This window comes from Thermus aquaticus (assembly GCF_001280255.1).
Lineage (GTDB): Bacteria > Deinococcota > Deinococci > Deinococcales > Thermaceae > Thermus > Thermus aquaticus.
Genome location: NZ_LHCI01000106.1, coordinates 1,198,389 through 1,220,193 on the forward strand (window position 1 = coordinate 1,198,389; position 21,805 = coordinate 1,220,193).

The 21,805-nt window shown below is 66.9% G+C and carries 27 protein-coding genes and 1 tRNA gene; 12 read left to right on the forward strand and 16 right to left on the reverse strand.

The window, feature by feature from the left end; all coding sequences use genetic code 11:
• Positions 1-90 precede the first annotated feature (90 nt).
• Genes leuB through leuC form a run of 3 tightly spaced genes read right to left on the reverse strand, consistent with a single transcriptional unit; the run spans position 91 to position 3,143 of the window.
• The gene (gene leuB / locus BVI061214_RS07570) at positions 91-1,125 is read right to left on the reverse strand and encodes a 3-isopropylmalate dehydrogenase (RefSeq protein WP_053767878.1); all 1,035 of its coding nucleotides are present in this window, start codon (positions 1,123-1,125) and stop codon (positions 91-93) included.
• Positions 1,122-1,727: a 3-isopropylmalate dehydratase small subunit gene (gene leuD, locus BVI061214_RS07575; RefSeq protein ID WP_003045899.1), complete on the reverse strand. Its 606-nt coding sequence runs from the start codon at positions 1,725-1,727 to the stop codon at positions 1,122-1,124. The genes leuB and leuD overlap by 4 nt, the downstream gene beginning before the upstream one ends.
• Positions 1,728-1,730: 3 nt before the next feature.
• Positions 1,731-3,143 (reverse strand): 3-isopropylmalate dehydratase large subunit, encoded by a 1,413-nt coding sequence (leuC, locus tag BVI061214_RS07580; RefSeq protein WP_053767879.1) that lies wholly within the window; start codon positions 3,141-3,143, stop codon positions 1,731-1,733.
• 191 nt (positions 3,144-3,334) lie between these two features.
• Here leuC and BVI061214_RS07585 point away from each other — a divergent pair.
• The 3 genes from BVI061214_RS07585 to BVI061214_RS07595 all read left to right on the forward strand — a co-directional run bounded on the left by BVI061214_RS07585 (position 3,335) and on the right by BVI061214_RS07595 (position 5,146).
• Positions 3,335-3,421: transfer RNA gene (locus BVI061214_RS07585), tRNA-Leu, on the forward strand.
• Positions 3,422-3,491: 70 nt separating this feature from the next.
• On the forward strand, positions 3,492-4,505 hold the full coding sequence (gene trpS / locus BVI061214_RS07590; protein WP_003045897.1) for a tryptophan--tRNA ligase: 1,014 nt from the start codon (positions 3,492-3,494) through the stop codon (positions 4,503-4,505).
• The gene (locus tag BVI061214_RS07595) at positions 4,502-5,146 is read left to right on the forward strand and encodes a hypothetical protein (protein WP_003045895.1); all 645 of its coding nucleotides are present in this window, start codon (positions 4,502-4,504) and stop codon (positions 5,144-5,146) included. Before trpS ends, BVI061214_RS07595 begins: the two co-directional genes overlap by 4 nt.
• On the opposite strand, the gene BVI061214_RS07600 is transcribed toward BVI061214_RS07595, so the two are convergent.
• Positions 5,143-5,886, reverse strand: coding sequence for a DUF1640 domain-containing protein (locus tag BVI061214_RS07600; protein ID WP_053767880.1), 744 nt, complete (start codon positions 5,884-5,886; stop codon positions 5,143-5,145). The genes BVI061214_RS07595 and BVI061214_RS07600 overlap by 4 nt on opposite strands.
• A 32-nt stretch (positions 5,887-5,918) precedes the next feature.
• Between BVI061214_RS07600 and BVI061214_RS07605 the strand changes: the two genes are divergently transcribed.
• Positions 5,919-6,476 (forward strand): Uma2 family endonuclease, encoded by a 558-nt coding sequence (locus tag BVI061214_RS07605; protein WP_053767881.1) that lies wholly within the window; start codon positions 5,919-5,921, stop codon positions 6,474-6,476.
• A 182-nt stretch (positions 6,477-6,658) separates the two neighbouring features.
• On the opposite strand, the gene BVI061214_RS07610 is transcribed toward BVI061214_RS07605, so the two are convergent.
• From BVI061214_RS07610 to BVI061214_RS07645, 8 genes are all read right to left on the reverse strand, one after another.
• Entirely contained in the window at positions 6,659-6,967 is a 309-nt protein-coding gene (locus BVI061214_RS07610; protein WP_248841738.1) for a HepT-like ribonuclease domain-containing protein, read from the reverse strand.
• A 39-nt stretch (positions 6,968-7,006) separates the two neighbouring features.
• Positions 7,007-7,306 (reverse strand): nucleotidyltransferase family protein, encoded by a 300-nt coding sequence (locus BVI061214_RS07615; protein ID WP_053767882.1) that lies wholly within the window; start codon positions 7,304-7,306, stop codon positions 7,007-7,009.
• 223 nt (positions 7,307-7,529) lie between these two features.
• Positions 7,530-8,306, reverse strand: coding sequence for a DUF3800 domain-containing protein (locus BVI061214_RS07620; protein WP_053767883.1), 777 nt, complete (start codon positions 8,304-8,306; stop codon positions 7,530-7,532).
• Between the two features lie 274 nt (positions 8,307-8,580).
• Positions 8,581-9,000 (reverse strand): prepilin-type N-terminal cleavage/methylation domain-containing protein, encoded by a 420-nt coding sequence (locus BVI061214_RS07625; RefSeq protein ID WP_053767884.1) that lies wholly within the window; start codon positions 8,998-9,000, stop codon positions 8,581-8,583.
• Positions 9,001-9,222: 222 nt separating this feature from the next.
• Entirely contained in the window at positions 9,223-9,834 is a 612-nt protein-coding gene (locus BVI061214_RS07630) for a prepilin-type N-terminal cleavage/methylation domain-containing protein (protein WP_053768614.1), read from the reverse strand.
• Positions 9,831-10,268, reverse strand: coding sequence for a type II secretion system protein (locus tag BVI061214_RS07635; protein ID WP_053767885.1), 438 nt, complete (start codon positions 10,266-10,268; stop codon positions 9,831-9,833). Before BVI061214_RS07635 ends, BVI061214_RS07630 begins: the two co-directional genes overlap by 4 nt.
• Positions 10,265-10,708: a prepilin-type N-terminal cleavage/methylation domain-containing protein gene (locus BVI061214_RS07640; RefSeq protein ID WP_053767886.1), complete on the reverse strand. Its 444-nt coding sequence runs from the start codon at positions 10,706-10,708 to the stop codon at positions 10,265-10,267. Before BVI061214_RS07640 ends, BVI061214_RS07635 begins: the two co-directional genes overlap by 4 nt.
• Positions 10,705-12,216 (reverse strand): hypothetical protein, encoded by a 1,512-nt coding sequence (locus BVI061214_RS07645; protein WP_053768615.1) that lies wholly within the window; start codon positions 12,214-12,216, stop codon positions 10,705-10,707. Before BVI061214_RS07645 ends, BVI061214_RS07640 begins: the two co-directional genes overlap by 4 nt.
• A gap of 64 nt (positions 12,217-12,280) precedes the next feature.
• Here BVI061214_RS07645 and BVI061214_RS07650 point away from each other — a divergent pair, with 64 nt between their 5' ends.
• Complete coding sequence (locus tag BVI061214_RS07650) at positions 12,281-13,471, forward strand: thiolase family protein (RefSeq protein WP_053768616.1); 1,191 nt, start codon at positions 12,281-12,283, stop codon at positions 13,469-13,471.
• A gap of 6 nt (positions 13,472-13,477) precedes the next feature.
• Positions 13,478-13,747 (forward strand): DUF2442 domain-containing protein, encoded by a 270-nt coding sequence (locus BVI061214_RS07655; protein WP_040684295.1) that lies wholly within the window; start codon positions 13,478-13,480, stop codon positions 13,745-13,747.
• Positions 13,748-13,868: 121 nt separating this feature from the next.
• Here the strand turns inward: BVI061214_RS07655 and BVI061214_RS07660 are convergent, their stop codons facing one another.
• Positions 13,869-14,177, reverse strand: coding sequence for a DUF503 domain-containing protein (locus BVI061214_RS07660; RefSeq protein WP_053767887.1), 309 nt, complete (start codon positions 14,175-14,177; stop codon positions 13,869-13,871).
• A gap of 71 nt (positions 14,178-14,248) precedes the next feature.
• On the opposite strand from BVI061214_RS07660, the gene BVI061214_RS07665 reads away from it, so the two are divergent.
• Both BVI061214_RS07665 and BVI061214_RS07670 read left to right on the forward strand, forming a co-directional pair.
• Positions 14,249-14,536 (forward strand): nucleotidyltransferase family protein, encoded by a 288-nt coding sequence (locus BVI061214_RS07665; protein WP_053767888.1) that lies wholly within the window; start codon positions 14,249-14,251, stop codon positions 14,534-14,536.
• Complete coding sequence (locus BVI061214_RS07670) at positions 14,526-14,867, forward strand: HepT-like ribonuclease domain-containing protein (protein WP_053767889.1); 342 nt, start codon at positions 14,526-14,528, stop codon at positions 14,865-14,867. Before BVI061214_RS07665 ends, BVI061214_RS07670 begins: the two co-directional genes overlap by 11 nt.
• On the opposite strand, the gene BVI061214_RS07675 is transcribed toward BVI061214_RS07670, so the two are convergent.
• The gene (locus BVI061214_RS07675; protein WP_053768617.1) at positions 14,864-17,329 is read right to left on the reverse strand and encodes a BamA/OMP85 family outer membrane protein; all 2,466 of its coding nucleotides are present in this window, start codon (positions 17,327-17,329) and stop codon (positions 14,864-14,866) included. The genes BVI061214_RS07670 and BVI061214_RS07675 overlap by 4 nt on opposite strands.
• Positions 17,330-17,369: 40 nt before the next feature.
• Between BVI061214_RS07675 and BVI061214_RS07680 the strand changes: the two genes are divergently transcribed.
• Genes BVI061214_RS07680 through BVI061214_RS07690 form a run of 3 tightly spaced genes read left to right on the forward strand, consistent with a single transcriptional unit; the run spans position 17,370 to position 19,289 of the window.
• Complete coding sequence (locus BVI061214_RS07680) at positions 17,370-18,200, forward strand: purine-nucleoside phosphorylase (protein WP_156303243.1); 831 nt, start codon at positions 17,370-17,372, stop codon at positions 18,198-18,200.
• Complete coding sequence (locus BVI061214_RS07685; protein WP_053767891.1) at positions 18,197-18,832, forward strand: YggS family pyridoxal phosphate-dependent enzyme; 636 nt, start codon at positions 18,197-18,199, stop codon at positions 18,830-18,832. The genes BVI061214_RS07680 and BVI061214_RS07685 overlap by 4 nt, the downstream gene beginning before the upstream one ends.
• Positions 18,833-18,839: 7 nt before the next feature.
• Positions 18,840-19,289, forward strand: coding sequence for a DivIVA domain-containing protein (locus tag BVI061214_RS07690; protein ID WP_053767892.1), 450 nt, complete (start codon positions 18,840-18,842; stop codon positions 19,287-19,289).
• Here the strand turns inward: BVI061214_RS07690 and BVI061214_RS07695 are convergent.
• Positions 19,234-19,836, reverse strand: a complete 603-nt coding sequence (locus BVI061214_RS07695) for a YdcF family protein (RefSeq protein ID WP_053768618.1) — start codon at positions 19,834-19,836, stop codon at positions 19,234-19,236. The two genes, BVI061214_RS07690 and BVI061214_RS07695, sit on opposite strands and share 56 nt — an antisense overlap.
• 17 nt (positions 19,837-19,853) lie before the next feature.
• Here BVI061214_RS07695 and hflX point away from each other — a divergent pair, with 17 nt between their 5' ends.
• Positions 19,854-21,500 (forward strand): GTPase HflX, encoded by a 1,647-nt coding sequence (gene hflX / locus BVI061214_RS07700; protein WP_053767893.1) that lies wholly within the window; start codon positions 19,854-19,856, stop codon positions 21,498-21,500.
• Here the strand turns inward: hflX and BVI061214_RS07705 are convergent.
• The gene (locus BVI061214_RS07705; RefSeq protein ID WP_053767894.1) at positions 21,488-21,754 is read right to left on the reverse strand and encodes an acylphosphatase; all 267 of its coding nucleotides are present in this window, start codon (positions 21,752-21,754) and stop codon (positions 21,488-21,490) included. The two genes, hflX and BVI061214_RS07705, sit on opposite strands and share 13 nt — an antisense overlap.
• Positions 21,755-21,805 lie beyond the last annotated feature (51 nt).

A 21,805-nucleotide genomic window follows, 5' to 3' on the forward strand; every position in this document is an offset into this window, starting at 1 on the left:
GTTTCCTGTTTCCTTCGGCCCACCCTGGTAACTTCCCCAGGAACCTTTTGCCGGGGCCCCCATGCTGGCGCAAGCCAGCATGGGGTGGTGTTACAGGTGCCGCAGAACCTCCTCCGTGAAGGCCTGGGTTCCGGCGCTCCCCCCCAGGTCGGGCGGGGGGGTTTCCCGGAGGGCCTTGGCCACGGCGGCCTCCACCCGCCTCGCCAGCTCCACCAGGCCGAAGGCGTGCTCCAGCATCATGGCGGCGGAGAGGATGGCGGCCGTGGGGTTGGCGATGCCCTTGCCGGCGATGTCGGGGGCCGAGCCGTGCACGGGCTCAAAGACCGGGGTGCCCCGCCCTAAGGAGGCCGAGGGGAGGAGGCCCAAGGAGCCCGGGAGGACGCTGGCCAGGTCCGAGAGGATGTCGCCGAAGATGTTGCCGGTGACCACCACGTCAAAGCGGGCGGGGTTCTTCACCAGGTGCATGGCCATGGCGTCCACGTACTGGTGATCGAGGGCCACGTCGGGGTAGCCCTTGTGGACCTCCTCCACGGTCTTCCGCCAGAACTCCCCCACCTCCAGCACGTTGGCCTTGTCCACGCTGGTCAGGTGCCTTCTGCGCTTCCTGGCCGCCTCAAAGGCCACCTTGGCCACCCGCTCCACCTCGGGTTTGGAGTAGCGCTCGGTGTTCCAGGCCTCGGCCTCCGACATCCCCCTGGGCTCCCCGAAGTAGATCCCCCCGGTGAGCTCCCGCACGATCAGCACGTCCACCCCCCGGGCGATCTCCTCCTTGAGGGGGGAAAGCCTCTCCAGCCCGGGGAAGACCTTGGCCGGGCGCAGGTTGGCGAAGAGGTCCTGGCTCTTTCTGAGGGCGAGGAGCCCCGACTCGGGCCGGATCTTGCGGGGAAGGGCGTCCCACTTGGGTCCCCCCACGCTTCCCAAAAGCACCGCCTCCGCCGCCTCCACCCCCTTTCGGGTCACCTCCGGGAAGGGCTCCCCGTACCCGTCTATGGCGGCGCCCCCGAAGGGGAAGGTCTCGTAGGTGAGGCCAAGGCCCTCCCGCTCGTCCAGGGCCTTAAGGACCCTGAGGGCCGCCTCCGTGACCTCGGGGCCGATGCCGTCCCCGGGCAGGACCGCTACCCTCATGGGGCCTCCTTGGGGTAGGGGAGCTTGCGGTCAAACTCGTCCAAAAGCTCCCCGGCCTCCAGAAGCTCGCCGATGGGGTCCCAAAGCCCCTCCACCAAAGCCTCCCGGGCCTCCTCCCGGATGAAGAGGGGGGCGGTGCGGCCCCCGAAGCGGACCTCCTTGTTGACCAGGTCAATCTCCACCTCCAGCTCGGGGTTGGCCTCCACGGCCTGGAAGAGGGCCGCCAGGTCTTCGGGGGCCATGGTCACGGCGGGAAGGCCGATGGCGATGGCGTTGCCGAAGAAGATCTCGGCGAAGCTCTCGCCGATGATGGCCCTGAAGCCCGCCCGCTTGATGGCCTGGGGGGCGTGCTCCCGGCTGGAACCGGAGCCGAAGCCCGACTCCACCAGGAGGATGGTGGCCCCCCCGTAGCGGGGGTCGTTCAGGGGGTGAGGCTTGGGGTTGCCCGCCTCGTCAAAGCGCTCGTCGTAAAAGAGGTACTGGCCCAGCCCCTCAAAGGTGATGCTCTTCATGAAGCGGGCGGGGATGATGCGGTCGGTGTCTATGTCCTCGCCCCTGATGGGCACGGCGCGACCCTTGATGACGGTGAACTTCTCCAGCATGGCTCACCTCCCGATGCCAAACACTTCCCGAGCGTCGGCGATCTCTCCGGTCACGGCGGCGGCGGCCACCATGACCGGGCTCATGAGGACGGTGCGGCCCCTGGGGCTTCCCATCCTCCCCTTGTAGTTGCGGTTGGAGCTACTGGCCGCCAGCTCGTCCCCTTCCAGGCGGTCCGGGTTCATGGCCAGGCACATGGAGCAGCCGGGGTTCCGCCACTCAAACCCCGCCTCGCGGAAGACCTCGGCGATGCCCTCCTCCTCCGCCTTTTTAGCCACCCACTCCGAGCCCGGCACCACCAGGGCCCGCACGCCCTTTTTCACCTTGTGCCCCTTGAGGTGGCGGGCCACCTCCCGGAGGTCGGAGAGCCTGGCGTTGGTGCAGCTCCCGATGAAGGCCACCTGGACGGGCACCCCCTTGATGGGCTGGCCGGGCCTGAAGCCCATGTAGGCCAGGGCCTCCTCGGCCACGGCCCTTTCTTCCTCGGGGAGCTCCTCCAGAAGGGGAATCCGCCCGTCCACGGGGATGGCCTGGCCCGGGTTGATGCCCCAGGTGACCGTGGGGGCGATCTCCTCGGCCCGGAAGCTGACCACGTCGTCGTAGGTGGCATCGGGGTCGGAGCGGAAGGAAAGCCAGCGCTTCTTGGCCTCCTCCCACTCAGGCCCCTTGGGGCTATAGGGGCGGCCCTCGAGGTAGGCGAAGGTGGTCTCGTCGGGGTTCACGTAGCCGATGCGGGCCCCGCCCTCAATGGACATGTTGCAAAGGGTCATGCGGCTTTCCATGTCCATGGCCTCCACGGTGCTCCCGCCGTACTCATAGGCGTAGCCCAGGCCCCCCTTGACCCCCAGGGTGCGGATGATGTGGAGGATCACGTCCTTGGCGTAGACCCCGGGGCCTAGCTTTCCGTCCACGTTGATGCGCCGCACCTTGAGCTTCTTGGCGGCCAGGCTCTGGGTGGCGAGGACGTCCCGCACCTGGCTGGTGCCGATGCCGAAGGCCACGGCCCCGAAGGCCCCGTGGGTGGAGGTGTGGGAGTCGCCGCAGGCGATGGTCATCCCGGGCTGGGTGAGGCCCAGCTGGGGGCCGATAACGTGGACGATGCCCTGGTTGCCGCTGCCCAGGTCAAAGAAGGTGATGCCGTGCTCCTTGGTGTTGCGCCTCAGGGCCTCCAGCATGTTCTGGGCCAGAGGGTCCTGGAAGGGCTCGGTGCGGTCGTGGGTGGGGACGATGTGGTCCACGGTGGCGAAGGTGCGGTGGGGATAGCGCACCTTGAGGCCCAGGTCCTTCAGCATCCCGAAGGCCTGGGGGCTCGTGACCTCGTGGAGGAGGTGGAGGTCTATGAAAAGCTGGCTCTGCCCATTCCTGAGCTTTCGCACCTCGTGGGCCTCCCAAACCTTGTCGTAAAGCGTTTTTCCCATGCTCCCTCCCTAGAAAAAACCCCCGGGTTCCTGGGCCCGGGGGAGTGCGGCGCAAAGCCTTTCCCTAAACCGGGCCTGCCCGGTCTAGGGATAGAAGGACCCGCCGCATTGCCCTATAGCCTAAAGGGCCCGGGGCCCAAAGGTCAAGCTTGACGAAAGGGGCCTTCTTGCCTACAATGACCCTTGCGTCTGCCGGGGTGGCGGAATTGGTAGACGCGCACGATTCAGGGTCGTGTGTCCTCGCGGACGTGCGGGTTCAAGTCCCGCCCCCGGCACCAGAAGGCCCCGCTCAAGCGGGGCCCAAGCTTTTGGTTGACGGCTTGGGGCCTTGCCCGTACCCTAGGGGTAATGAAGCGCGTCCTTTCCGGCATCCAGCCCTCGGGGGAGATCCACATCGGCAACTACCTGGGGGCCATCAAGCAGTGGGTGGAGATCGGGGAGAAGCTGGGCCGGGACGCTTTCTTCTGCATCGTGGACTACCACGCCCTCACCAACCCCCTGGCCTACGACCCCGCCACCCTGGCCCAGCGCACCTTTGAGGCGGCCCTGGTCAACATGGCGGCGGGGCTGGACCCCGAGAAGGTGACCCTCTTCGTCCAGTCCCACGTGCCCGAGCACACGGAGCTGGCCTGGGTCTTCACCACCCTCACCCCCCTCGGGGACCTGACCCGCATGACCCAGTTCAAGGACAAGGCGGCCAAACAGGAGACCGTCTGGAGCGGCCTCCTCATGTACCCCGTCCTGCAGGCGGCGGACATCCTCATCTACAAGGCGGACACCGTGCCCGTGGGGGAAGACCAGGTCCAGCACATAGAGCTCACCCGGGAGATCGCCCGCCGCTTCAACGGGCTTTTCGGGGAGACCTTCCCCGAGCCCCAGGCCCTCCTCAACCCCAAGGCCCCCAGGGTCCCGGGCATTGACGGCAAGGCCAAGATGAGCAAGTCCCTGGGCAACACCATCGGCCTTCTGGAGCCCGAGGAGAGCATCTGGGAGAAGATCCGCCACCTCCCCGACGACCCCCAGAGGATCCGCCTCCAAGACCCCGGGGACCCCGAGAGGACCATCGTCTTCACCTACCTCTCCTACTTCGCCCCCGAGGAGGTGGTGGCGGCCCTGAAGGAGGAGTACCGCCGAGCGGGGGTCGGGACCCTGACCGTGAAGCGCATCCTTTTTGAACACCTGATGCGCGCCTTGAGGCCCATTCGGGAACGGGCCGAGGCCCTGAAGCGGGACCCGGACTACGTGATGGACGCCCTCTTGGAGGGCGCCCGCCGGGCCCGAAGCGTCGCCCAGGCCACCATGGAGGAGGTGCGGGAGAAGGTGGGCCTCCTCCTGCCCAGGAAGCGCCCGGTGCTCCGGTGATCCAGATCGCCTTCCCCGGCTTCTCCGGCACCCCCGAGGCCCTGAGGGAGGCCCTGAGGCGGGGCCGGATATCCCCCAGGGCGGTCCCCGTGCTGAAGGTCATTGAGGACGCCCTGGCCCAGCTCCCCCCGTCCCTCAAGGAGAGGAGCGAGGTCCTGCCCATCCTGGCGGAGCTTCTCGTCCTCAAGCTCTCCCCGGAAAGGGCCATGGAGGCCGAGGAGGGCAAGGAAGCCCCCCTGGTCCAGGCCCTTCTGGACCTCTCCGAGACCGTGGCCTTTCTGGAAGCGCGGCTTAAAGCCCGGGCCAGGCTCCTTCCCGTGGCCCCACCCCCCCTCCCCAGGCCCGCCCTCCGGCTTTCCCCCAAGACCCTCTGGCAGGCGGCCAGGCCCTTCCGCCGGGCGGTTCTGGCCCTTCCCCGGGAGACCTTTGGGCTGAAGGAGGCCTGGGAGCGGCTTCGGGGGCTTCTTCGGGGGAGGGCGGTCTTCCAGGCCCTGCCCCTGGGGAGCTGGGGCGAGCGGGCGGTGGCCTTCGCCGCTCTTTTGGAGGCCCACCGCCTGGGCCTCCTTCGCCTCCACCAGGAGGCCCCCTTTGCCCCCCTTCACGTGGAGGTCTTGCAGGAGCGGCAGGAGCTCAGCGCCTAGCGCAGGAAGGTGATGAGGGCCAGCACCGCTGCCAGGGCGGTGAAGTAGAGCATGGCCTTGTTGAAGGCGTTGCCGATCTCGGCCTTCACCTCCTGACGGAGACCGGCCATTTCCTGGCGGAGTCCGGCGATTTCCGCATTCACCGCCTGGCGGAGTCCGGCGACCTCCGCCTTTACCTCCTGGCGGAGGTCGGCGATCTCTGCCTTTACCTCCTGGCGGAGTCCGGCGATCTCCGCCTTTACCTCCTGACGGAGGCCATCGTGTTTTTCTTCTATCTCTCGGCGGAGGGCGCCGAACCTTTCCTCCATTTCCTGGCGGAGGCCCCCGATTTCGGCCCTGACCTCTTGTTGGAGGCCGTTGAACTTCTCCTCCATTTCCTGGCGGAGGCCCCCGATTTCGGCCCTGACCTCTTGTTGGAGGCCGTTGAACTTCTCCTCCATTTCCTGGCGGAGGCCCCCGATTTCGGCCCTGACCTCTTGGCGGAGGCCGTTGAACTTCTCCTCCATCTCCTGGCGAAGGACCCCAATCTCGGCCTTCACCTCCTGGCGGAGACCGGCCATTTCCTGGCGGAGTCCCGCGATCTCCGCTTTAACTTCTTGGCGGAGCCCCGCGATTTCCGCCTTCACCTCCTGGCGCAGGAGGTCCATGCGGTGCTCCAGGGCGGAGACCCTCTCGGGCAGGACCGCCATGACCCCTTCCACAATGCCTTCCAGCTTGTAAAGGCGTTCCTCCGTGGTCATCTAAGCCCAGGATAGCAGAGTAGACTGGAACCATGGGCGAGGCAGCGAAGACGTTGGAGCTTCTGGACGCCGAGGCCTACCTGGCCCTGGAAGAGCGCTCCCCCGTGCGCCACGAGCTCCTCGAGGGCGTGCCCTACGCCATGGCGGGGGCGAGTCTTGCTCACAACCGCATCGTGGGCAACCTCTACGCCCTCCTCAGGCCCGAGGCCCTGGCCAAGGGGTGCCGGATTTACACGGAAACCGTCAAGCTTCGGGTTTCCGTAAGGACCTTTTACTACCCTGACCTCATGGTGGTCTGCGGGGGGAAGCCTCCGCACACCCACTACGAGGAGGCACCCTGCCTGGTGGTGGAGGTGGTTTCCGAGGCCACCGAGGCCATAGACCGAAGGGAGAAGCTCTGGCGCTACCGGGAGCTCCCAAGCCTCCAGGGCTACCTCCTGGTGGACTCCCGGGAAAGGCGGGTGGAGGGCTACTTCCGCCAGGGGGAAGTCTGGCTCTACCGCCTTTGGGAGGGGGAGGGGATGGTGGAGGTGCCCTGCCTCGGCGTGGGGCTAAACCTGGAGGCCATCTACGAGGGGGTAGAGGTTTAGGCGGTCCCGCGCACCCACCGACATAGCCGCGCCCGAAGGCGGTCAAAGCGTTCAGGGTTTACCCTCCCCAGGCTTCCCACTAGGAGGCCCTTGTCCACCACGGCGAGGCGGCTAAGGCGCACTACGCTACTGCGCTTGAGGCCCGTTTCGGCAAAATCGGGGTCTGTTCCAGAACATACCCTCTAGTGCTCGGGGCGGTCCAGAGTTGCCAAGAGGGATTCTAGCTGCTCCAGAAGTGGGGGGAGGTCTTGTTCCAGGATGGCCGCCACCACCTCCATGTCCACGCCAAAGTACTCGTGGATAAGGAGATTGCGGGTGGCCACGATCTCCCGCCAGGGAATTTCAGGGTGGAGGCGCTTGAATTCCTCGGAAATGCCCCTAGCCGCTTCTCCAAGGATTTCCAGGAGGCGGACGAGAGCGAGGACGTTTCTTCTTCTGGGGCCAAGCTTCTGGGGTCTTTGTTCTGCGTGATTTCCAAAGCGCGCCTGCAAGCGTCCCGCATGTGGAGGAGCCGGACACGGTCGGAAAGATTACGCCGCCTCATGGATAGGGCGGGCCTCCTTCAGGACCTCCTCCCGGAGGTAAGGGCTCAGGCTTCCCAGGGTGTGGAGGTCTACCCTGCGCCCGAAGAGGCGGGTCAGCTCCTCCTGAAGCCGCACGAAGCCCAGGCCTGGGGGGCGCCCGGGGAAGAACTCCACCAGGAGGTCCAGGTCGCTTTCCTCGTCGGCCTCTCCTCGGGCGAAGGAGCCGAAGAGGAGGAGGCGCCGGACCCCGTACCGACGGCAGACCTCTGCCAGGGCTTGGGAAGGGATGGACACCCCTAAGCTCATCGCCAGGTTCATTTTAGTGCTAGGAAGCCCAAAGTGTCCGGGAGTCCGTCCCCCTTCCGACGGGCCGGGAAGTGGCCCCTTGCTATAGGGCCAGGCACTCCTTTAGGCCACGAGGCCGCACCGCCTTGGCCGCGCAGGGCCTCGCCCTGGCTACATCCCGTTGACTTCGGGCGCAAAAGGGCCTACCCTGTAGCTAGGGACTGGGCCCGGGCTTTGCCCGGGCTTAGTACGTTTTGATCCTCTTCAAGACCTCCTCTCCCACGGGGTAGAGCGCCACCTTGCCTCCGAAGAAGCGCTCAAACCACTCCTCCATGTGGGGGCGGCGTCTTCCAACCCCCAGGGAGCGCTTGAGGTAGTCGGCTAGGACGTAGGCGGGGAAATCCGCCGCTGCCAGGGGAAGGTGCTCTTTCTCCACCAGCGCCGGGACCCCTTGGAGGCGAGGTGTGGGGTGCGTTGCCCGCAAGTGGGCCAAGGCTTGCCGCCACAGGCCGTGGTCCTGGGCCGGGTAGCGAGCCTCGGCGAGGAGGAAGCCGTATCCGGACAAACGGTCCAGCTCCTCCCGAAGCCTCTCTAGAAGAGCCTGTATCAAGTCCCGGCGGAGCCCTTCGGCTAGATTGCGCCCTTTCCTGTCCCCCAGGATATCGGCCATCTCCCTCTTGTTCGCGTAGACGCCCACCCACCCCGGCACCACCTGGGCCACGGTTTGCAGGACCCGCTGGAAGTAGACGAAGGCCTCTTCCGGGGAAAGGGGAAGAGGCGCCTTCCGGAAAAACCCCGTGCGCTGGTAGAATTCCACGGCATGAAGCGGGGCGGGGTGGCCCAGCTGGAGCCTTTTTTGGAGGTCCTGCGACAGGGCTTCCAGCTGTCTAGACAAAGCTTCATAGTCGGGGCCCGCTGGCACCAGGGCGGCCAGGAGCAAATAGAGGGGCTGTTGGGGGTTTGCCAGGTCCAGTCCTGTTTCCCCGGACTCGTCCACATAAACCAGGAAGACCCTCTCCACGCTTACAGCCTAAGACCTGCTTTGGCTCAAGCTGGTAGTTTACCCTGGGTGGCCCACAGCTCGTGCTTTGCCGGGGCCTCACTCTCCAGGGCCAGATACTCCTCCAGGCCAAGAGGCCGCACCGCCTTGGCCGCGCCCACGCCTAGAGTGTAGCCCGGCCTGCCCCGCCCATAACCTCAGCTTCGTGGCTCAGAAAATGCTGGGGTAGCGACTGGGTTATGTTTTTGGGGCCCGGGGGAAACCCGGGCCCAGCTACCCTTAGGCGGTCAGGTCCTTACGGGTTGTTGTTGTTGTTGTTGTTGTTGTTGTTGTTGTTCGTGGATGAGTTGCCCAGGGTTAGCTGTCCGTCTTTGTAAACGACCTGGGCCTTGGTGCCCCCCTGGTAAGTAGCCGTAATCTCTACGTCAGTATCGTTATTAATGTATCTGATGGTGCAACCATTATCACCTATGATGGCTGGGACGGGAGAGACGTAGTCCTTGCAGTTCGTCTTATTCTTGTCAAGTTGTCCCGTAGCGGCATCCCGGGAGGCTTCAATGGCCGTCACCACATTGCGCACGTAGGAGAGGGCCACCGTGTCGTTGGCCCGCTTGCGGGCGTTCAGCAGGTTGGGGATCAGAACCGCAGCCAGGATGGCGATGATGGCGATGACGATCAGGAGCTCAACCAAGGTAAAGCCTTTAGCGTTGCGCATCTTTCTTCCTCCTTAGAGATTTCCGCGCCTTTATGTATCGCGCGGCCATGAGTGCCTAGAGCCGACTTGCCTGCCTCTCACCTAGCCCTGCTTTCTCTCTTTTTACCCCTCTCTCACCTCCTTTCTGGGGCCATTTTTCCGCCCGCTCCTCCTTCTTGTCAACCCCCCCTTTTGGGGGGGTCATCTTCAAGGTAGGGGAGGGGTGTGAAAGCCATGTGAAAGCTACGGCGCGTTTCGGGGGTAGACCCGGAGGCTGTAGGTCTGACCCGCTCCGGGCACGAAGAGGATGCGCCCTCCCTCCGGGGCCTTGAGCCGGATGTTGAGGGTGATGGCGGTGGGGGAGGTCTGCACCTGGAAGAAGGCCAAGGTGCTGGCGTTATCCACCAGGTCAAGGACCACGTAGGGCTGGGCGCCGCTGAAGGTGGTGGCCGAACAGCTTTGTCCTCCCAGCCGGTATTCGCGGAGCATGCGGGTGTTGGCGTCGGCCCAGGGGTCTGGGCTTTTGTAGTCGTCCCCCACAGCTGACCTGGCCTCCAGCCTGTAGGCCCGGAGGGCGCAGGTGCCACCCGGTTCAGGTAGGAGGACCGCCAAGCAGGTGGGGGGCTGGCAAGGGCTTCCGTTGACCGTGGCCGAGGAGAGGACCCTTTGGGCTTCCTGCAGGGTATCGGCCAGGTAGCCTGCGGCGTCCTTCAGCTCTTCCAGGAGCTGGGTCTGCTTTCGCGCCACGCGGTTGGCCGTGAGGGTCCCCTGGGTGAAGGCCAGGAGGGCGGTGGTGAAGATGGCCAGCACCGCCAGGGCCACCAGGATTTCCAGCAGGGTAAAGCCCCGTCTCATGGTCTCCACTCCCGGTAGAAGGTGTAGGTCCTGCCGCTCCCTTCCAGGGTGAGCTCCACAGCGAGGAGGGAACAGGCCACCGTGGATGCGCCTTGAGCGCAGCTAACCGAGCAGGTGTAGCCCGTGGTGGGGTTTCCCGTGCAGTCCCTGAGGCTCACGGGCTGGGAGGGGGTGAGCCTACCCCCGGCCCTCACCGCAACCTTGAAGCCCCCGGTCTGGGTGAAGGAGGGCAGGCTCAGGGTGGTGCCAGAGTAGGTCCCCTCTCGCCTCGCCCTTTCCAGGTAGTCTTTGGCCACCACCACGGCCCGGGCCTCGGTGCCCGCCGAGCGGTTGACCCTAAAGATGCCCAGGAGCCCGGAAAGAATGGCCGCGTCCAGAAGGCCAAAGATGGCCAGGGCCACGAGGAGTTCCACGAGGGAGAAACCCTTTTTCACCGGACCACCACCTTTCCGATGACCCCTATCACGTGAACGCTCCGGGTCAGGTCGGGGTAGCGGGTGTGTCGCAGGGTCAGCTTCTTTAGGGGGGCGTCTGTGGTGCCGTAAGGGCGCTGGAAGACCACGTCCAGAGGAGGGAAAGTGGCGTAGTTGCTTTCGCTGACCTGCACCCGGGAGAAACGTTGCGTGGGGGCGCTCAGATCGGCGCAGCTTTCACCTACGCTAAAGCCATCCCTCCAGACCCGCACGCATCTAGCTGCGTTCGTGCGCTTGGCCTCGGCCCGGGCGTACTGGAAGGCCTGGGCCAGGGAGCGGGCGGCCTCGTCCACCTCCGCCTGGGCCCGCCAGCGCAGGAAGTTGGGGACCCCCAGGCCCAGGAGGAGGCCCAGTACGGCCAGCACGATTAGGAGCTCCAGCAGAGAAAGCCCACGCTTCACAGACGCCTCCAGGTGCCGGAAACAGGACTGACCGAGGTGAGGCCTTGGCTCATGACGCGGAGCCTGTAGAGGACCAGGGGGTCATACTCTATCTTCCCACCCGCCTGTTTGCCCTGCGTTCCGGCGATGTTGGTCCAGCAATCGTCTCCGCCCCCCTGGGGGCCGCACCCCTCGAGGTTGGCCACGCCCTCCACCACCACGGCCCCACGGAGACCGGCGTTGCCCTGCTGGTCGTAGTCTCCGGCCACGTAGACGAGCCCTTGGAACCCCTGCGGGCAGGTGCCGTTCACCGTGAGCTCTCCGAAGACCACCAGGATGCCCTTGCCGCAAAGCTCCCTGTTTCCCGTGAGGTTCAGGGGCCCCGAAACGCTCTTGATCTCCCAGTTCTGGAGGGTGCCCCCGAAGGAGCTGGCGGAAACGGGGGGGTAGAGGCGGCGGAACTCCTCCTTGCTCATGCCGAAGACCCTTTGGAAGAGGTCGTCTGGGGAAGTGGGGACCAGGGGTGAAGAGGGGGCTGAGCCGTAGAGAATCTGGCCGCCTCCAGAGGTGTCAATGGTCCGGCTGCTGGCGGCCCCCAGGACCTGGGCCACCAGGGGGGTGCCTTCCGGGATGGAGGTGGGGGGAGTTCCACTCCAGGAGACCTTTACCTGCACATTTTCCACGCTCTCCACCACGCCCTCAAAGCTTCCCACGCGTACCTTTTGCCCCTTCACGAGCCCCCGGGCGTCGCTCAGGGTGAGGGTGTTGGTGCTGAGGTCGTAGGCTTTCACCCCATAGGGGGCGAGCTCCACCGGGGCCCCAGGAAGGATGACATCCGTCAAACCCCGCGTGAAGAGGGGAGTCAGGGTGAGGGTGTTGCCGCTCTTGCCTTCCACGCGGTAGGTTTTCGGGGTGCCTCCGGTGGTTATTCTGAGGTAGCTCCCGGTGGGAATGAGGGTGGCATCGTCCACGTCAAGGTTAAAGGTCCCGGTGTTCTGGTCCAGGGCGGACAGCAGGTTCAGGCTTCCGTTTAGCCTTACCGTGGCCACAGGCAGGAACCCGCTATCCGCGGCGAAGTCAAAGCCAACAATCTTGGCGTTGCCGCTCACCTCTACCCGGGGCCTCGAGGTGAGGGCGGCGGGAACGGCGCCTAGGATGCCGCAACCCACCCGAAAGGTCTGCTCCAAGGTGGCCTTTCCGCCCCCCACCTGGGCCACAGCCTGGACCCTGATGTTGCCCCCGCCCGGGGGCACGGTGCTTTCCCGATTGGGATAGCTGTAAGTGGCGCTCAGGGCGGGGCCTCCGGAAACCGAGAGGGTGTAGGCGCTCGGGAGGTTATCGCCGCACCGGACCAGGAGGGGGAAGGCCTCGAGGGCGCTTTCCGCCAGGGTAAAGGCCTGGTACGTAACCCGCTCGGAGGCCCCGCCTCTCAAGGCGCCCAGGGCCATGTAGCCTGTGGCCGCCAGGAGGCTGGTGAAGACCACCATCAGGACCACCAGGGTAATGGGGGTGGCGATACCCTTCCTCATGCCTTTCAGGATGGGGGTCCGGGCCTTGGGGCGCATCCCCCAAATGGGGGGATATGATGGGGCTATGCGGGAGGTCTACATCGTTTCCGCGGCCAGGACCCCCATCGGCAAGTTCGGGGGGGCCTTGAAGGACGTGAGCCCGGTGGACCTGGGGGCCCACGCCATGCGGGCGGCTTTGGAGCGGGCGGGGGTGGAGGGGAAGAGCCTGGACCTCTACGTCTTCGGGAACGTCTTAAGGGCGGGGCACGGGCAGCTCCTTCCCCGGCAGGCGGCCATAAAGGCGGGCATCCCCAAGGAGGTGGACGGGTACCAGGTGGACATGGTTTGCGCCTCGGGGATGATGGCCCTCATCAACGCCGCCCAGTTTATCCGCACCGGGGAGGCCCACCTGGTCCTGGCCGGGGGGATGGAGTCCATGAGCCAGGCGGGGTTTTACCTCTCCCACCGGGCCCGGTGGGGGTACAGGTTCCTCATGGGGGCCCCGGAGAACCTGCAGGACATCCTCCTCCGGGACGGGCTTTCCGACCCCTTCACCGGTGAGGCCATGGGGGAGCAGGCGGAGCGCCTGGCCCAGGACTACGGGGTGGGCCGGGAGGAGGTGGACGAGGCCGCCTACCTCTCCCACCGGCGGGCCTGGGAGGCCACGGAGGGGGGCCACTTCGCCTGGGAGATCGCCCCCATGGAGCTTCCCGGCAAGAAGGGGCCCCAGGTGGTGGACAGGGACGAGGGGATCCGCCCGGAGACCACGCCGGAGTCCCTGGCCGCCTTGAGGCCCGCTTTCAAGAAGGAAGGCGTGCTCACGGCGGGCAACGCCAGCCAGATCTCCGACGGGGCGGCGGCGCTTCTTTTGGCCTCGGAGGAGGCGGTTCGGGCCCACGGGCTTAGGCCCATCGCCAAGGTGTTGGGCGGGGCCTGGGCCGCCGGGGAGCCCTGGCGCTTCCCCGAGGCCCCCGTCCCGGCGGCCAAGCGGCTACTGGACCGGCTCGGCCTGCGGGTTTCGGACTTCGGCCTCTTTGAGAACAACGAGGCCTTCGCCCTGAACAACGTCCTCTTCAGCCGCCTCCTGGGGGTGCCCTACGAGCGCCTCAACGTCTTCGGCGGGGCGGTGGCCCTGGGCCACCCCATCGGGGCCAGCGGGGCCAGGATCGTGGTGACCCTCCTGAACGCCCTAAGGGCCAAGGGGGAGGAGCGGGGCCTCGCCGCCATCTGCCACGGGACCGGAGGGTCCACGGCCCTGGCGGTGGAGCGGGTGTAGGGGCCTGTGCTGGTGGACGTGGTGGAGGCCAAGGCCTTGGAGGGGCTTAAGCTCTGGCTCCGGTTTTCCGACGGGACGGAGGGGGTGGTGGACCTCTCCCAGGAGGCCTTGCCCGGCCTCCTGGGTCAGCTTAGGGACCCGGGCTTCTTCGTCCAGGTTCGGGTGGACCCGGAGCTTAAGGCCCCGGTCTGGCCTGGAGGGCTGGACCTGGATCCCTTGGTCCTTTACGCCAAGGTTCTGGGTAGGCCCCCCTTGGAGGAGGCCGAGGCGCTCTAGGGCGAGGGGCCAAAGCTGGGAAGCGGCCCAGGCCCTTTTGCTCCTAAGTGGCCGACCATTGCTTTAGGCTCCTGTACGCCCTTTTGGGGCCCCCGCCGTGGCAAGAGCCACGGCGGGGTACTTACATAACGCCGTCCAGCTCAAAGGCCTCGAGGCGGTACTCCTCCAGGGCCACGCGGAAGGCGCCGTTTTGCGCCAGGAAGCGGGCCGCCGCCCTCAGGGTCTCCTCCACCCAATGGGGGTCGTTCCCCAGGAGGCTAAAGCCCACCACCTCGTACCCCCAGGCGTCCAGGCCGTAGAGCCTGGCGGCGGAGACGGGAAAGCGGGCCTTCACCTTCTCCAGGGCGGGCTTGATGAGGGCCCGCTTTTCCTTGAGGCTCCGGGCTCCCGTCTCCAGCCTGGCGGTGTAGAGGCCCAGGTACGCCTTCATGGTTCCCCCCAGTTTGTTTCGGTGGGCGCCTCGCTGACAAGGGCGTAGCCCCTTTGGGCTAGCATAAGGGTATGGGCCTCGAGGAGGTGCGGGCCATCTTGGAAGCCCACCGGGAGGAGCTCAAGGCTCTGGGCGTTGGGGAGGTCTATGTGTTTGGCTCCACCGCCCGGGGCGAGGCCGGCCCAAAGAGCGATGTGGACCTCATCGTGGTGCTGGAGCGCCCTTTGGGATTCGCCTTCTTTGAACTGAAGGAGCGCCTGGAAGCCTGGCTTGGCCGACCTGTGGACCTCACGACCCCTGATGGCCTGCGGGAGGACCTCAGGGAAAGCGTTTTGCGGAGCGCTGTTCGTGCGGCCTAGGGGCATAAAGGAGCGCTTAGGGGACATGCTGGCGGCCATCGCCAACATCCAGGCCTTTGTTCAGGGCCTGGACCAGGAGAGTTTTGCAAAGGACGCCAAGACCCTCCGAGCGGTGACCTACGAGTTTGTGGTCATGGGCGAAGCGGTGGCCCGTCTCCCCGAGGAGTTTTTGGAGGCCTACCCGCACCTGCCTTGGAGGGCCATCAAGGCCCTTCGGAACTACGCCGTGCACGAGTACTTTCGCCTGAGCCCACAGGTCCTTTGGCAGATCGTCAGCGAGGAGCTTGAGCCTCTTAAGCGAGAGCTGGAGCGCATCCTGAAGGAACTCTAAAACATCGGCCCGATGCGGAAGTGAAGCCGGCCCGTGGGGCTTTCCGGGCTGAAGGCGTAGTCCAGGCGCAGGGAGGGGAGGAGGGCCCCCAGGATGTCCAGGTCCAGCTGGAAGCCGATCCCCACCCCCCACTTGAGCCCCCCGGTGTTGTCGGCGAGGCCAAGGTCGGCGAAGAGGATGCCGTAGAGGTTGGTGCCCCCCTGGGGGGAGAGGTTGAAGTCGTAGCGGTACTCCAGGCTCCCCGTGGCGAAGGAAAGCCCCCCGTACTTGCGGTCCTCGTAGCCCCTTAGGAGGAAGGCCTCGGCCCCGCTTCCCGAGAGGAAGAAGCGCTCGCTTTCCGGGGGGAAGCCCAGGAGGGTCCCCACCGAGAGGCGGAAGGCTAGGGCCTGGCGCCTGGCCTCGTCCAGGGGGAGGTAGGTCTTGCCCGTGGCCACCAGGGGGACGAAGAAGCTCTGGCCCCCTGCGTCGGGCAAGGAGAGGCCGAGGCCGGTGGCGAGGCTCGCCTCGTAGCCCTGGGTGCGGAAGCGGGGGCTGTCCACGTCCACGTAGGCTAGGCCCGTGTCCAACCTCAGGGTCCAGCCGGGGGTGGGGAGGAGCCCCTGGGCCAGGGCGGGGTTCTTGTAGCCCGCGCCGTCGCAGTATTTGGGGCTTGCGGGGTCGGCGACGGCGGGGTCGCAGGGGGCGTTGGGGTCATAGACCTCGAGGGCGTAGGTGGACCGCCTGGCGGAAAGGCCCAAGGTGAGCCTCAGGTTCTCCAGGTCCTTGGAGAAGGGGCGGGCCAGGCTGAAGCCCCCGCCCGTGCGCCTTTCCGTGTACTCCCAGCCGGTGTCCGTGGCGCCCTGGAGGAGCTTGTTGTTGCCGATGGGCGTGGAGAAGAGGTTGAAGGCCAGGCTGGTGCGCACCTCCTTTAGGTCCAAGAAGTCCACGTAAAGCCAGGGGATGGTGTAGCTGGCAGAGAGAGAGAGGTTGTCCCGGGCATCGTTTTGCACGAAGGCCAGATCCAGGCCCACCTGGTGGGCCAGGCCGAAGAGGTTGGTCTCCTTGAAGGCGACGCTTCCCGACCACCCTTCCAGGGAGCTCCAGCCGATGGCGGGCTGGAAGAGGCCGGTCCTGGCCTCCTTCAGCCCCAGGACCACCACCACCTGGTCGGGCCTCTCCGAAGGGGCCAAAGAGACCCGGGGCGGCTCGGCGAGAAGCCCGGTGGCCATGAGGCGGGCGATGGCCTTCCTGAGCTCCGGCACGCTGAAGAGGCTTCCGGGCTTGGGAAGCTCCCGGAGGATCACCTCCTCCCGGGTGCGGTGGTCCCCCTGCCACTCCAGGCGGTAGCCCCCGATCTTGAGCTCCACCACCTCCAGCCGGAAGACCCCGTCCTGGAAGCCGTAGCGGACGTCGGCCACCTCGAGGCCCCGCTCCCGGTAGAGCTCCGCCACCTTCCTGGCGTCCTCCTGGGCCAGGAGGGGCGTGTAGACCTCGCCGGGCTTGAGGCGGAGGGCCTGAAGGATGGCCTCGGCGGGGATGGCGGTGTTGCCCATGACCTGCACCTGGGCGATCTTTCCTCCTTCTGGCCCCAGCTCCAGGCGGACCGCCACCCCCTCCCCTTCGGGGGCCAGGGTGAAGGTGACGATGCGGGAGAGCTTTCGGGAAAGCTCCTGCACGCCCTCCAGGAGGCGGTTGTAGTTCAGGTAGTCCCCCTCCTTAAGGGGGAAGCCCGAGAGGTCCAAGCCCTCGCCCTCCAGCCGGGCCACCTTAAGCTCCCGCACCCGCACGGTGAGGACCCCGTCCTCGAGGGCGCTACTTGCGGGGTCGGGGCCGCTATAGCGGTAGCCCTTTTCCTCGTAGCGGGCGGCGATGGCCCTCAGGGCCTCCTGGTACTTGGCGAAGTCAAAGGGGCCCTTTAGGGGCTCCAGGAGCTTCAAGAGGTCGCCTTCCGGGAGGAGCGTCACCCCCGAAAGGCGCACCTCCTTGACCTCCCTGGCCTCCTCCACCCGGAAGGTGAGGGCCATGGGCCCCTCCACTTCCTTGGCCTCCACCTCCACCTTGGGGGCGAAGGGGAAGCCGTTTTGCCGGTAGGCCTGGGCCAGGGCCCTGGCGGCCTCCCCTGCCCTTAGGGGGTTATAGGTGGCCTCCTTGCCGATGGCGAATCCCTCCTCCAGGAAGCGCAGGAGGGCTTCCTGGGGGAAGGCCTTGGCCTCCACCCTGACCTCGGCGATGGGGGGGTAGGGGACGAGGCGCACCTTGAGGACCTCGCCTTCTAGGCGTACCTCGGCCTCCCGGAAGTAGCCCGTGGCCAGGATGGCCTTCCTGGCGGCCTCGAGGTCACCGGGCTCGTCCCCCACGCCAAAGGGCAGGGCGGCCCGGGCCAGGGCCTGGAGGACCGGGTCGCCGCCTTCCACCACCACGTCCTTGATGGGGGCGGCCAGGGCGAGAAGGCTGAAGAGGGCTAGGGCCAGAAAGCGCTTCATGGGCAAGAGCATACCGGTAAAGAGTGAAGAGGCGGTTAGAATGGCAGGCATGGGGGGTTACGAGAAGATCCAGGAGGCGGTGGCCGCTATCCGCCAGAAGACCGGGTTCGCCCCCGAGGTGGGCATCGTCCTGGGCTCGGGGCTTGGGCCTTTGGCCGAGGAGGTGGAGAAGGTGGCGGAGATGCCCTACGGGGAGATCCCCCACTTCCCCCTTTCCACCGCCCCCGGGCACGCGGGGAGACTCGTCCTGGGAACCCTGGAAGGGAAGCGGGTTTTGGTCTACCAGGGCCGGGTCCACTACTACGAGGGCTATAGCGCCGAGGAGGTGGTGTTCCCGGTGCGGGTAGGCTTCTTCCTAGGGGCCAGGACCTTCCTCCTCACCTCCGCCGCCGGGGGGCTCAACCCCCGCTTCCAGGCCGGGGGCATCATGCTCCACCTGGACTACCTGAACCCCTCCGGGGTGAATCCCCTAAGGGGCAAAAACGACGAGCGCCTGGGGCCCCGCTTCCCGGTGATGTTCGGGGCTTACGACCCGGAGCTCATAGAACTTGCCCGGCGGGTGGCGAGAAAGCAGGACCTCCACCTCTTTGAAGGGGTCTACGCCTGGTTTTTGGGGCCCTCCTTCGCCAGCCGGGCCGAGCTCAAGATGCTCCGGGAGCTCGGGGCGGACGCCATCGGCATGTCCACGGTGCCCGAGGTCATCGCCCTGCGGCACCTGGGGGCCAGGGTCCTGGGCCTTTCCACCATCACCGACATGGCCGTGCCCGAGCGGGAGCACCACGCCACCGAGGAGGAGGTGCTGGAGGTGGCCAGGAGGACGGGCCCCGTTTTCCGCCGCTTCGTGCGGGGCATCTTGGCCGAGCTCCCATGAGCTTGCCCGAGGTCTTGGAGAGGATCGCCCTGGCCTGCCGGAGGGCCGGGCGGGACCCCAAGGAGGTGCGCCTGGTGGCCGTCACCAAGGGGCGCACGGTGGAGGAGATCCGGGAGCGGGTCCTCCGCTACGGGGCCTTTCCCCTGGGGGAAAGCCGGGTGCAGGAGGCCCTGAAGAAGATGGAGCTTCTCCAGGCGGAGTGGCACCTGGTGGGTCCTCTTCAGCGCAACAAGGCCAAGTTCGCTCCCCGCTTCCACCTCATCCACTCCCTGGACTCCCTGCGCCTGGCCGAGGCCCTGGAAGGGGTGGGGGCCAAGGCGGGGATGCGGCTTAGGGTGTTGGTGGAGGTGAACCTGGGGCGGGAACCCCAGAAGCACGGCTTTCTGGAGGAGGAGCTTCCCGAGGCCCTGGCCCGGGTGCGGGAGATGCCCCACCTCGAGGTCCTGGGCCTCATGACCGTGCCCCCCATGGGGCCGGAAGGGGTGGTCCGGCCCATCTTCCGCAGGCTCTCCCTGCTGGCCGACCGCTTTGGCCTGCCCGAGCGCTCCATGGGCATGTCCCAGGACTACGAGTGGGCGGTGGAGGAGGGGGCCACCATGGTCCGGGTCGGCCGGGCCCTTTTTGTAGACTGAAGGGCGCATGGACCTAACCCCTTTGGACGTTCGCTACCAGGAGTTCCCCACCGCCTTCCGGGGTTACCAGAAGGAGGCGGTGCGGGCCTATTTGGCCCAGGTGGCTGAGGCCATGGAGGCCCTGATTCGGGAAAACGAGGCCCTCAGGGAGAAGCTTCGCGCCCTGGAGGAGGAAAGCGCCCGCTTGAAGGAGGCGGAAGGGGAGCTGAAGCGGGCGGTGGTGGCCGCGGAGAGGATCGCCCGGGAGCTCAAGGCCCAGGCGGAAAGGGAGGCGGAGCTCATCCGCAAGGAGGCCATGGCCGCCAAGGAGCAGGTCCTGAGGGAGGCTGCCGAGGAGCTGCGGCGCCTCCGGGAGGAGGCTGAGCGGGCCCGGCGGGACAAGGCCCTTTTTCTGAGCCAGTTCAGGGCCCTTTTGCAGGGCTATCTGGACTCCTTGGGGCGGCTTGAAGAAAAGTAGCCTGGGAGAGGAGCTTCCCCAAAGGGTGTTCCTGGGCGAGGGGCCTCAGGCCCAGGTAGAGCCAGAGGCGGTAGAGGCTCTCCCGGAGCCAGTACTGGGGAGGGTAGCGCCCGGGCACGGGGTAGCCCTCGGCCTTAAGGCCCAGAAGGCGGGCCAGAAAGAGGGCCCGGGGGAGGTGGGGGGCGTCGGTGACCAGAAGGACCCTGCCCTCGAGGTGGGGCCTCAAGAAGAGGAGGTTTTGGTAGGTGCTCTGGCTTCGGGTCTCGCAAAGGAGGGCCTCTTGGGGCACGCCCCGGGCCATGAGGTAGCGGCAGCCGGCCTCGCCCTCGCTCAAGGTATCCCCGGCGGCCTTGCCCCCGGCCACGGCGATGCGGGGGGCGAGGCCCTTTTGGTAGAGGGCGAGCGCGGCAAGAAGCCGCCTTTCCAAGGCGGGGGAGGGCCTTCCCCCGTACTGGGCCGCCCCCAGGACCACGATCCAGGCGTACTCCGCGGCCAGGACCGGGGAGAGGAGGAAGAGGAGGGCCACAAAGCCCCGCACGCCCTCCATGCTATACTGAGGGGGCATTGGAGAAGGTCTTCGGGAAGACGGAGGGGCTCAAGAAGAGCGAGCTCAAGCGGCTTTCCAACCTTTACCGGCGGCGGGTTCCCAAGGAGCGGGTCCTGACCCCCGAGCTGGCCCAGGCCCTGGCCGCCCTGAGCCAGGAGGTGGGGCGGCCTTTGGCCCTTCTTTTGGACCGGGAGGGCCGGGTGGTGCGGGTGGGGGTGGGGGACGCCAAGGACCTGCCCATCCCCGAGGGGGCGAGGGGGGAGAGGCGGCTTTCCGGCTTCCGCCTCCTCCACACCCACCTCGCTCCCGGGGGGCTTTCCCGGCCCGACCTTTCCGTCCTCTTCCTGAACCGCCTGGACAGCCTGGCGGCCCTCGAGGTGGAGGCGGGCCGGCCCACCACCCTGCACCTGGCCCTTCTCGCTCCGCCCAAGACCGGGGAGGACTGGCGGATCCTGCCCCCCAGGCCCTACTTCCAGTACCTGGACCTAAACCTCCTGGCGGAGGTGGAGGCCTTGGAGGAGGAGATGGCCCGCCAGGCCCGGGTGCGGGAGGTTTTGGACGGGAGCGGGGAGCGGGCCATTCTGGTGGGGGTGGACCTGGGGGAGGGCCCCGAGGCCGAAGCGGGGTTGGAGGAGCTCTCCGAGCTCACCCGCACCGCCGGGGGCGTCCCCGTTAAAAAGGTCCTGGTCTTCCGCCAGCACCTGGACCCCAGGTACCTGGTGGGCCTGGGGAAGCTGGAGGAGCTCAAGAGCCTGGCCTACCACGAGAACGCCTCCACCCTTATCTTCGGCCTGGAGCTCACCCCGACCCAGGCCCGGGAGATTGAGCGGGCCACGGGGCTCAAGGTCCTGGACCGCACCCAGCTGATCCTGGACATCTTCGCCCTCCACGCCAAGACCCCCGAGGCCCAGGCCCAGGTGGAGCTGGCCCAGCTCAAATACCTCATGCCCAGGCTGGTGGGCCGGGGGAAGGAGATGAGCCGCCTTGGGGGCGGGATCGGGACCCGGGGGCCGGGGGAGACCAAGCTGGAGGTGGACCGGAGGCGGCTTCTGGAGAGGATCACCCACCTCTCCCGCAAGCTTTCCGAGTACGCCCAGCGCCGGGAGGAGGCCAGGCGGCAGCGCAAGAGGAAGGGCGTGCCCCTGATCGCCATAGTGGGGTACACCAACGCCGGCAAGACCACCCTCCTCTCGGCCTTGGCCAAGGGCGGGGAGCCGGGGGAGGACAAGCTCTTCGCCACCCTGCGCCCCCTGACCCGCCGGGGCTTCCTGCCCGGGGTGGGGGAGGTCCTCTTCACGGACACCGTGGGCTTCATCCGCAGGATGCCCGAGGAGCTCCTCACCGCCTTCCGGGCCACCCTCGAGGAGGTGCGGGAGGCGGACCTCCTCCTCCACGTCCTGGACGCTTCCCAGGAGGGGGGGCTGGAGCGGTACCGGGTGGTGGAGGAGCTTCTTAAGGGGCTTGGGGTGGAGGCCCCCAGGGTCCTCGCCCTCTCCAAGGCGGACCGGGCCGCCCCCTACGACCTCCTCTACCTGCGGGAGCGGCTTGGGGGGGTGGCGGTCTCCGCCCTCAAGGGCACCGGGCTCAAAGAGCTAAGGGAGGCCCTGGCGGAGGGCCTCCTGAAGGCCGGGGTCCGGCCCCAGGCCTGGGCTCAGTACACGTAAAAGCCCTTGAGGCCCGTCTCCTCGGCCCAGTGGACCTCCACCTCGTCCACCCGGGCCAGGCGGGGGCCCTGCTTGAGGTGGTGGAGGAAGGCCTTCAGGTCCTCCTCGGGGCCTTCGGCCACCACCTCCACCCGGCCATCGGGGAGGTTTTCCGCATAGCCGGAAAGGCCCAGCTCTAGGGCCTTCTTCTGGGCGAAGGCCCGGTAGCCCACCCCCTGTACCCTTCCCTTCACCAAGGCCACAAGGCGCGGCATGGGGCCATTTTAGCCCTCGTGCCATGCGGTTTTCATCTCCCCTCCCTATGC

Excerpts from the sequence above, each read along its gene's own strand:
- leuB (WP_053767878.1), bottom strand. The coding sequence starts at position 1,125 with ATGAGGGTAGCGGTCCTGCCCGGGGACGGCATCGGCCCCGAGGTCACG.
- leuD (WP_003045899.1), bottom strand. The coding sequence starts at position 1,727 with ATGCTGGAGAAGTTCACCGTCATCAAGGGTCGCGCCGTGCCCATCAGG.
- leuC (WP_053767879.1), bottom strand. The coding sequence starts at position 3,143 with ATGGGAAAAACGCTTTACGACAAGGTTTGGGAGGCCCACGAGGTGCGA.
- trpS (WP_003045897.1), top strand. The coding sequence starts at position 3,492 with ATGAAGCGCGTCCTTTCCGGCATCCAGCCCTCGGGGGAGATCCACATC.
- BVI061214_RS07600 (WP_053767880.1), bottom strand. The coding sequence starts at position 5,886 with ATGACCACGGAGGAACGCCTTTACAAGCTGGAAGGCATTGTGGAAGGG.
- BVI061214_RS07605 (WP_053767881.1), top strand. The coding sequence starts at position 5,919 with ATGGGCGAGGCAGCGAAGACGTTGGAGCTTCTGGACGCCGAGGCCTAC.
- BVI061214_RS07615 (WP_053767882.1), bottom strand. The coding sequence starts at position 7,306 with ATGAGCTTAGGGGTGTCCATCCCTTCCCAAGCCCTGGCAGAGGTCTGC.
- BVI061214_RS07625 (WP_053767884.1), bottom strand. The coding sequence starts at position 9,000 with ATGCGCAACGCTAAAGGCTTTACCTTGGTTGAGCTCCTGATCGTCATC.
- BVI061214_RS07630 (WP_053768614.1), bottom strand. The coding sequence starts at position 9,834 with ATGAGACGGGGCTTTACCCTGCTGGAAATCCTGGTGGCCCTGGCGGTG.
- BVI061214_RS07645 (WP_053768615.1), bottom strand. The coding sequence starts at position 12,216 with ATGAGGAAGGGTATCGCCACCCCCATTACCCTGGTGGTCCTGATGGTG.
- BVI061214_RS07650 (WP_053768616.1), top strand. The coding sequence starts at position 12,281 with ATGCGGGAGGTCTACATCGTTTCCGCGGCCAGGACCCCCATCGGCAAG.
- BVI061214_RS07660 (WP_053767887.1), bottom strand. The coding sequence starts at position 14,177 with ATGAAGGCGTACCTGGGCCTCTACACCGCCAGGCTGGAGACGGGAGCC.
- BVI061214_RS07665 (WP_053767888.1), top strand. The coding sequence starts at position 14,249 with ATGGGCCTCGAGGAGGTGCGGGCCATCTTGGAAGCCCACCGGGAGGAG.
- BVI061214_RS07675 (WP_053768617.1), bottom strand. The coding sequence starts at position 17,329 with ATGAAGCGCTTTCTGGCCCTAGCCCTCTTCAGCCTTCTCGCCCTGGCC.
- BVI061214_RS07680 (WP_156303243.1), top strand. The coding sequence starts at position 17,370 with ATGGCAGGCATGGGGGGTTACGAGAAGATCCAGGAGGCGGTGGCCGCT.
- BVI061214_RS07685 (WP_053767891.1), top strand. The coding sequence starts at position 18,197 with ATGAGCTTGCCCGAGGTCTTGGAGAGGATCGCCCTGGCCTGCCGGAGG.
- BVI061214_RS07690 (WP_053767892.1), top strand. The coding sequence starts at position 18,840 with ATGGACCTAACCCCTTTGGACGTTCGCTACCAGGAGTTCCCCACCGCC.
- BVI061214_RS07695 (WP_053768618.1), bottom strand. The coding sequence starts at position 19,836 with ATGGAGGGCGTGCGGGGCTTTGTGGCCCTCCTCTTCCTCCTCTCCCCG.
- BVI061214_RS07705 (WP_053767894.1), bottom strand. The coding sequence starts at position 21,754 with ATGCCGCGCCTTGTGGCCTTGGTGAAGGGAAGGGTACAGGGGGTGGGC.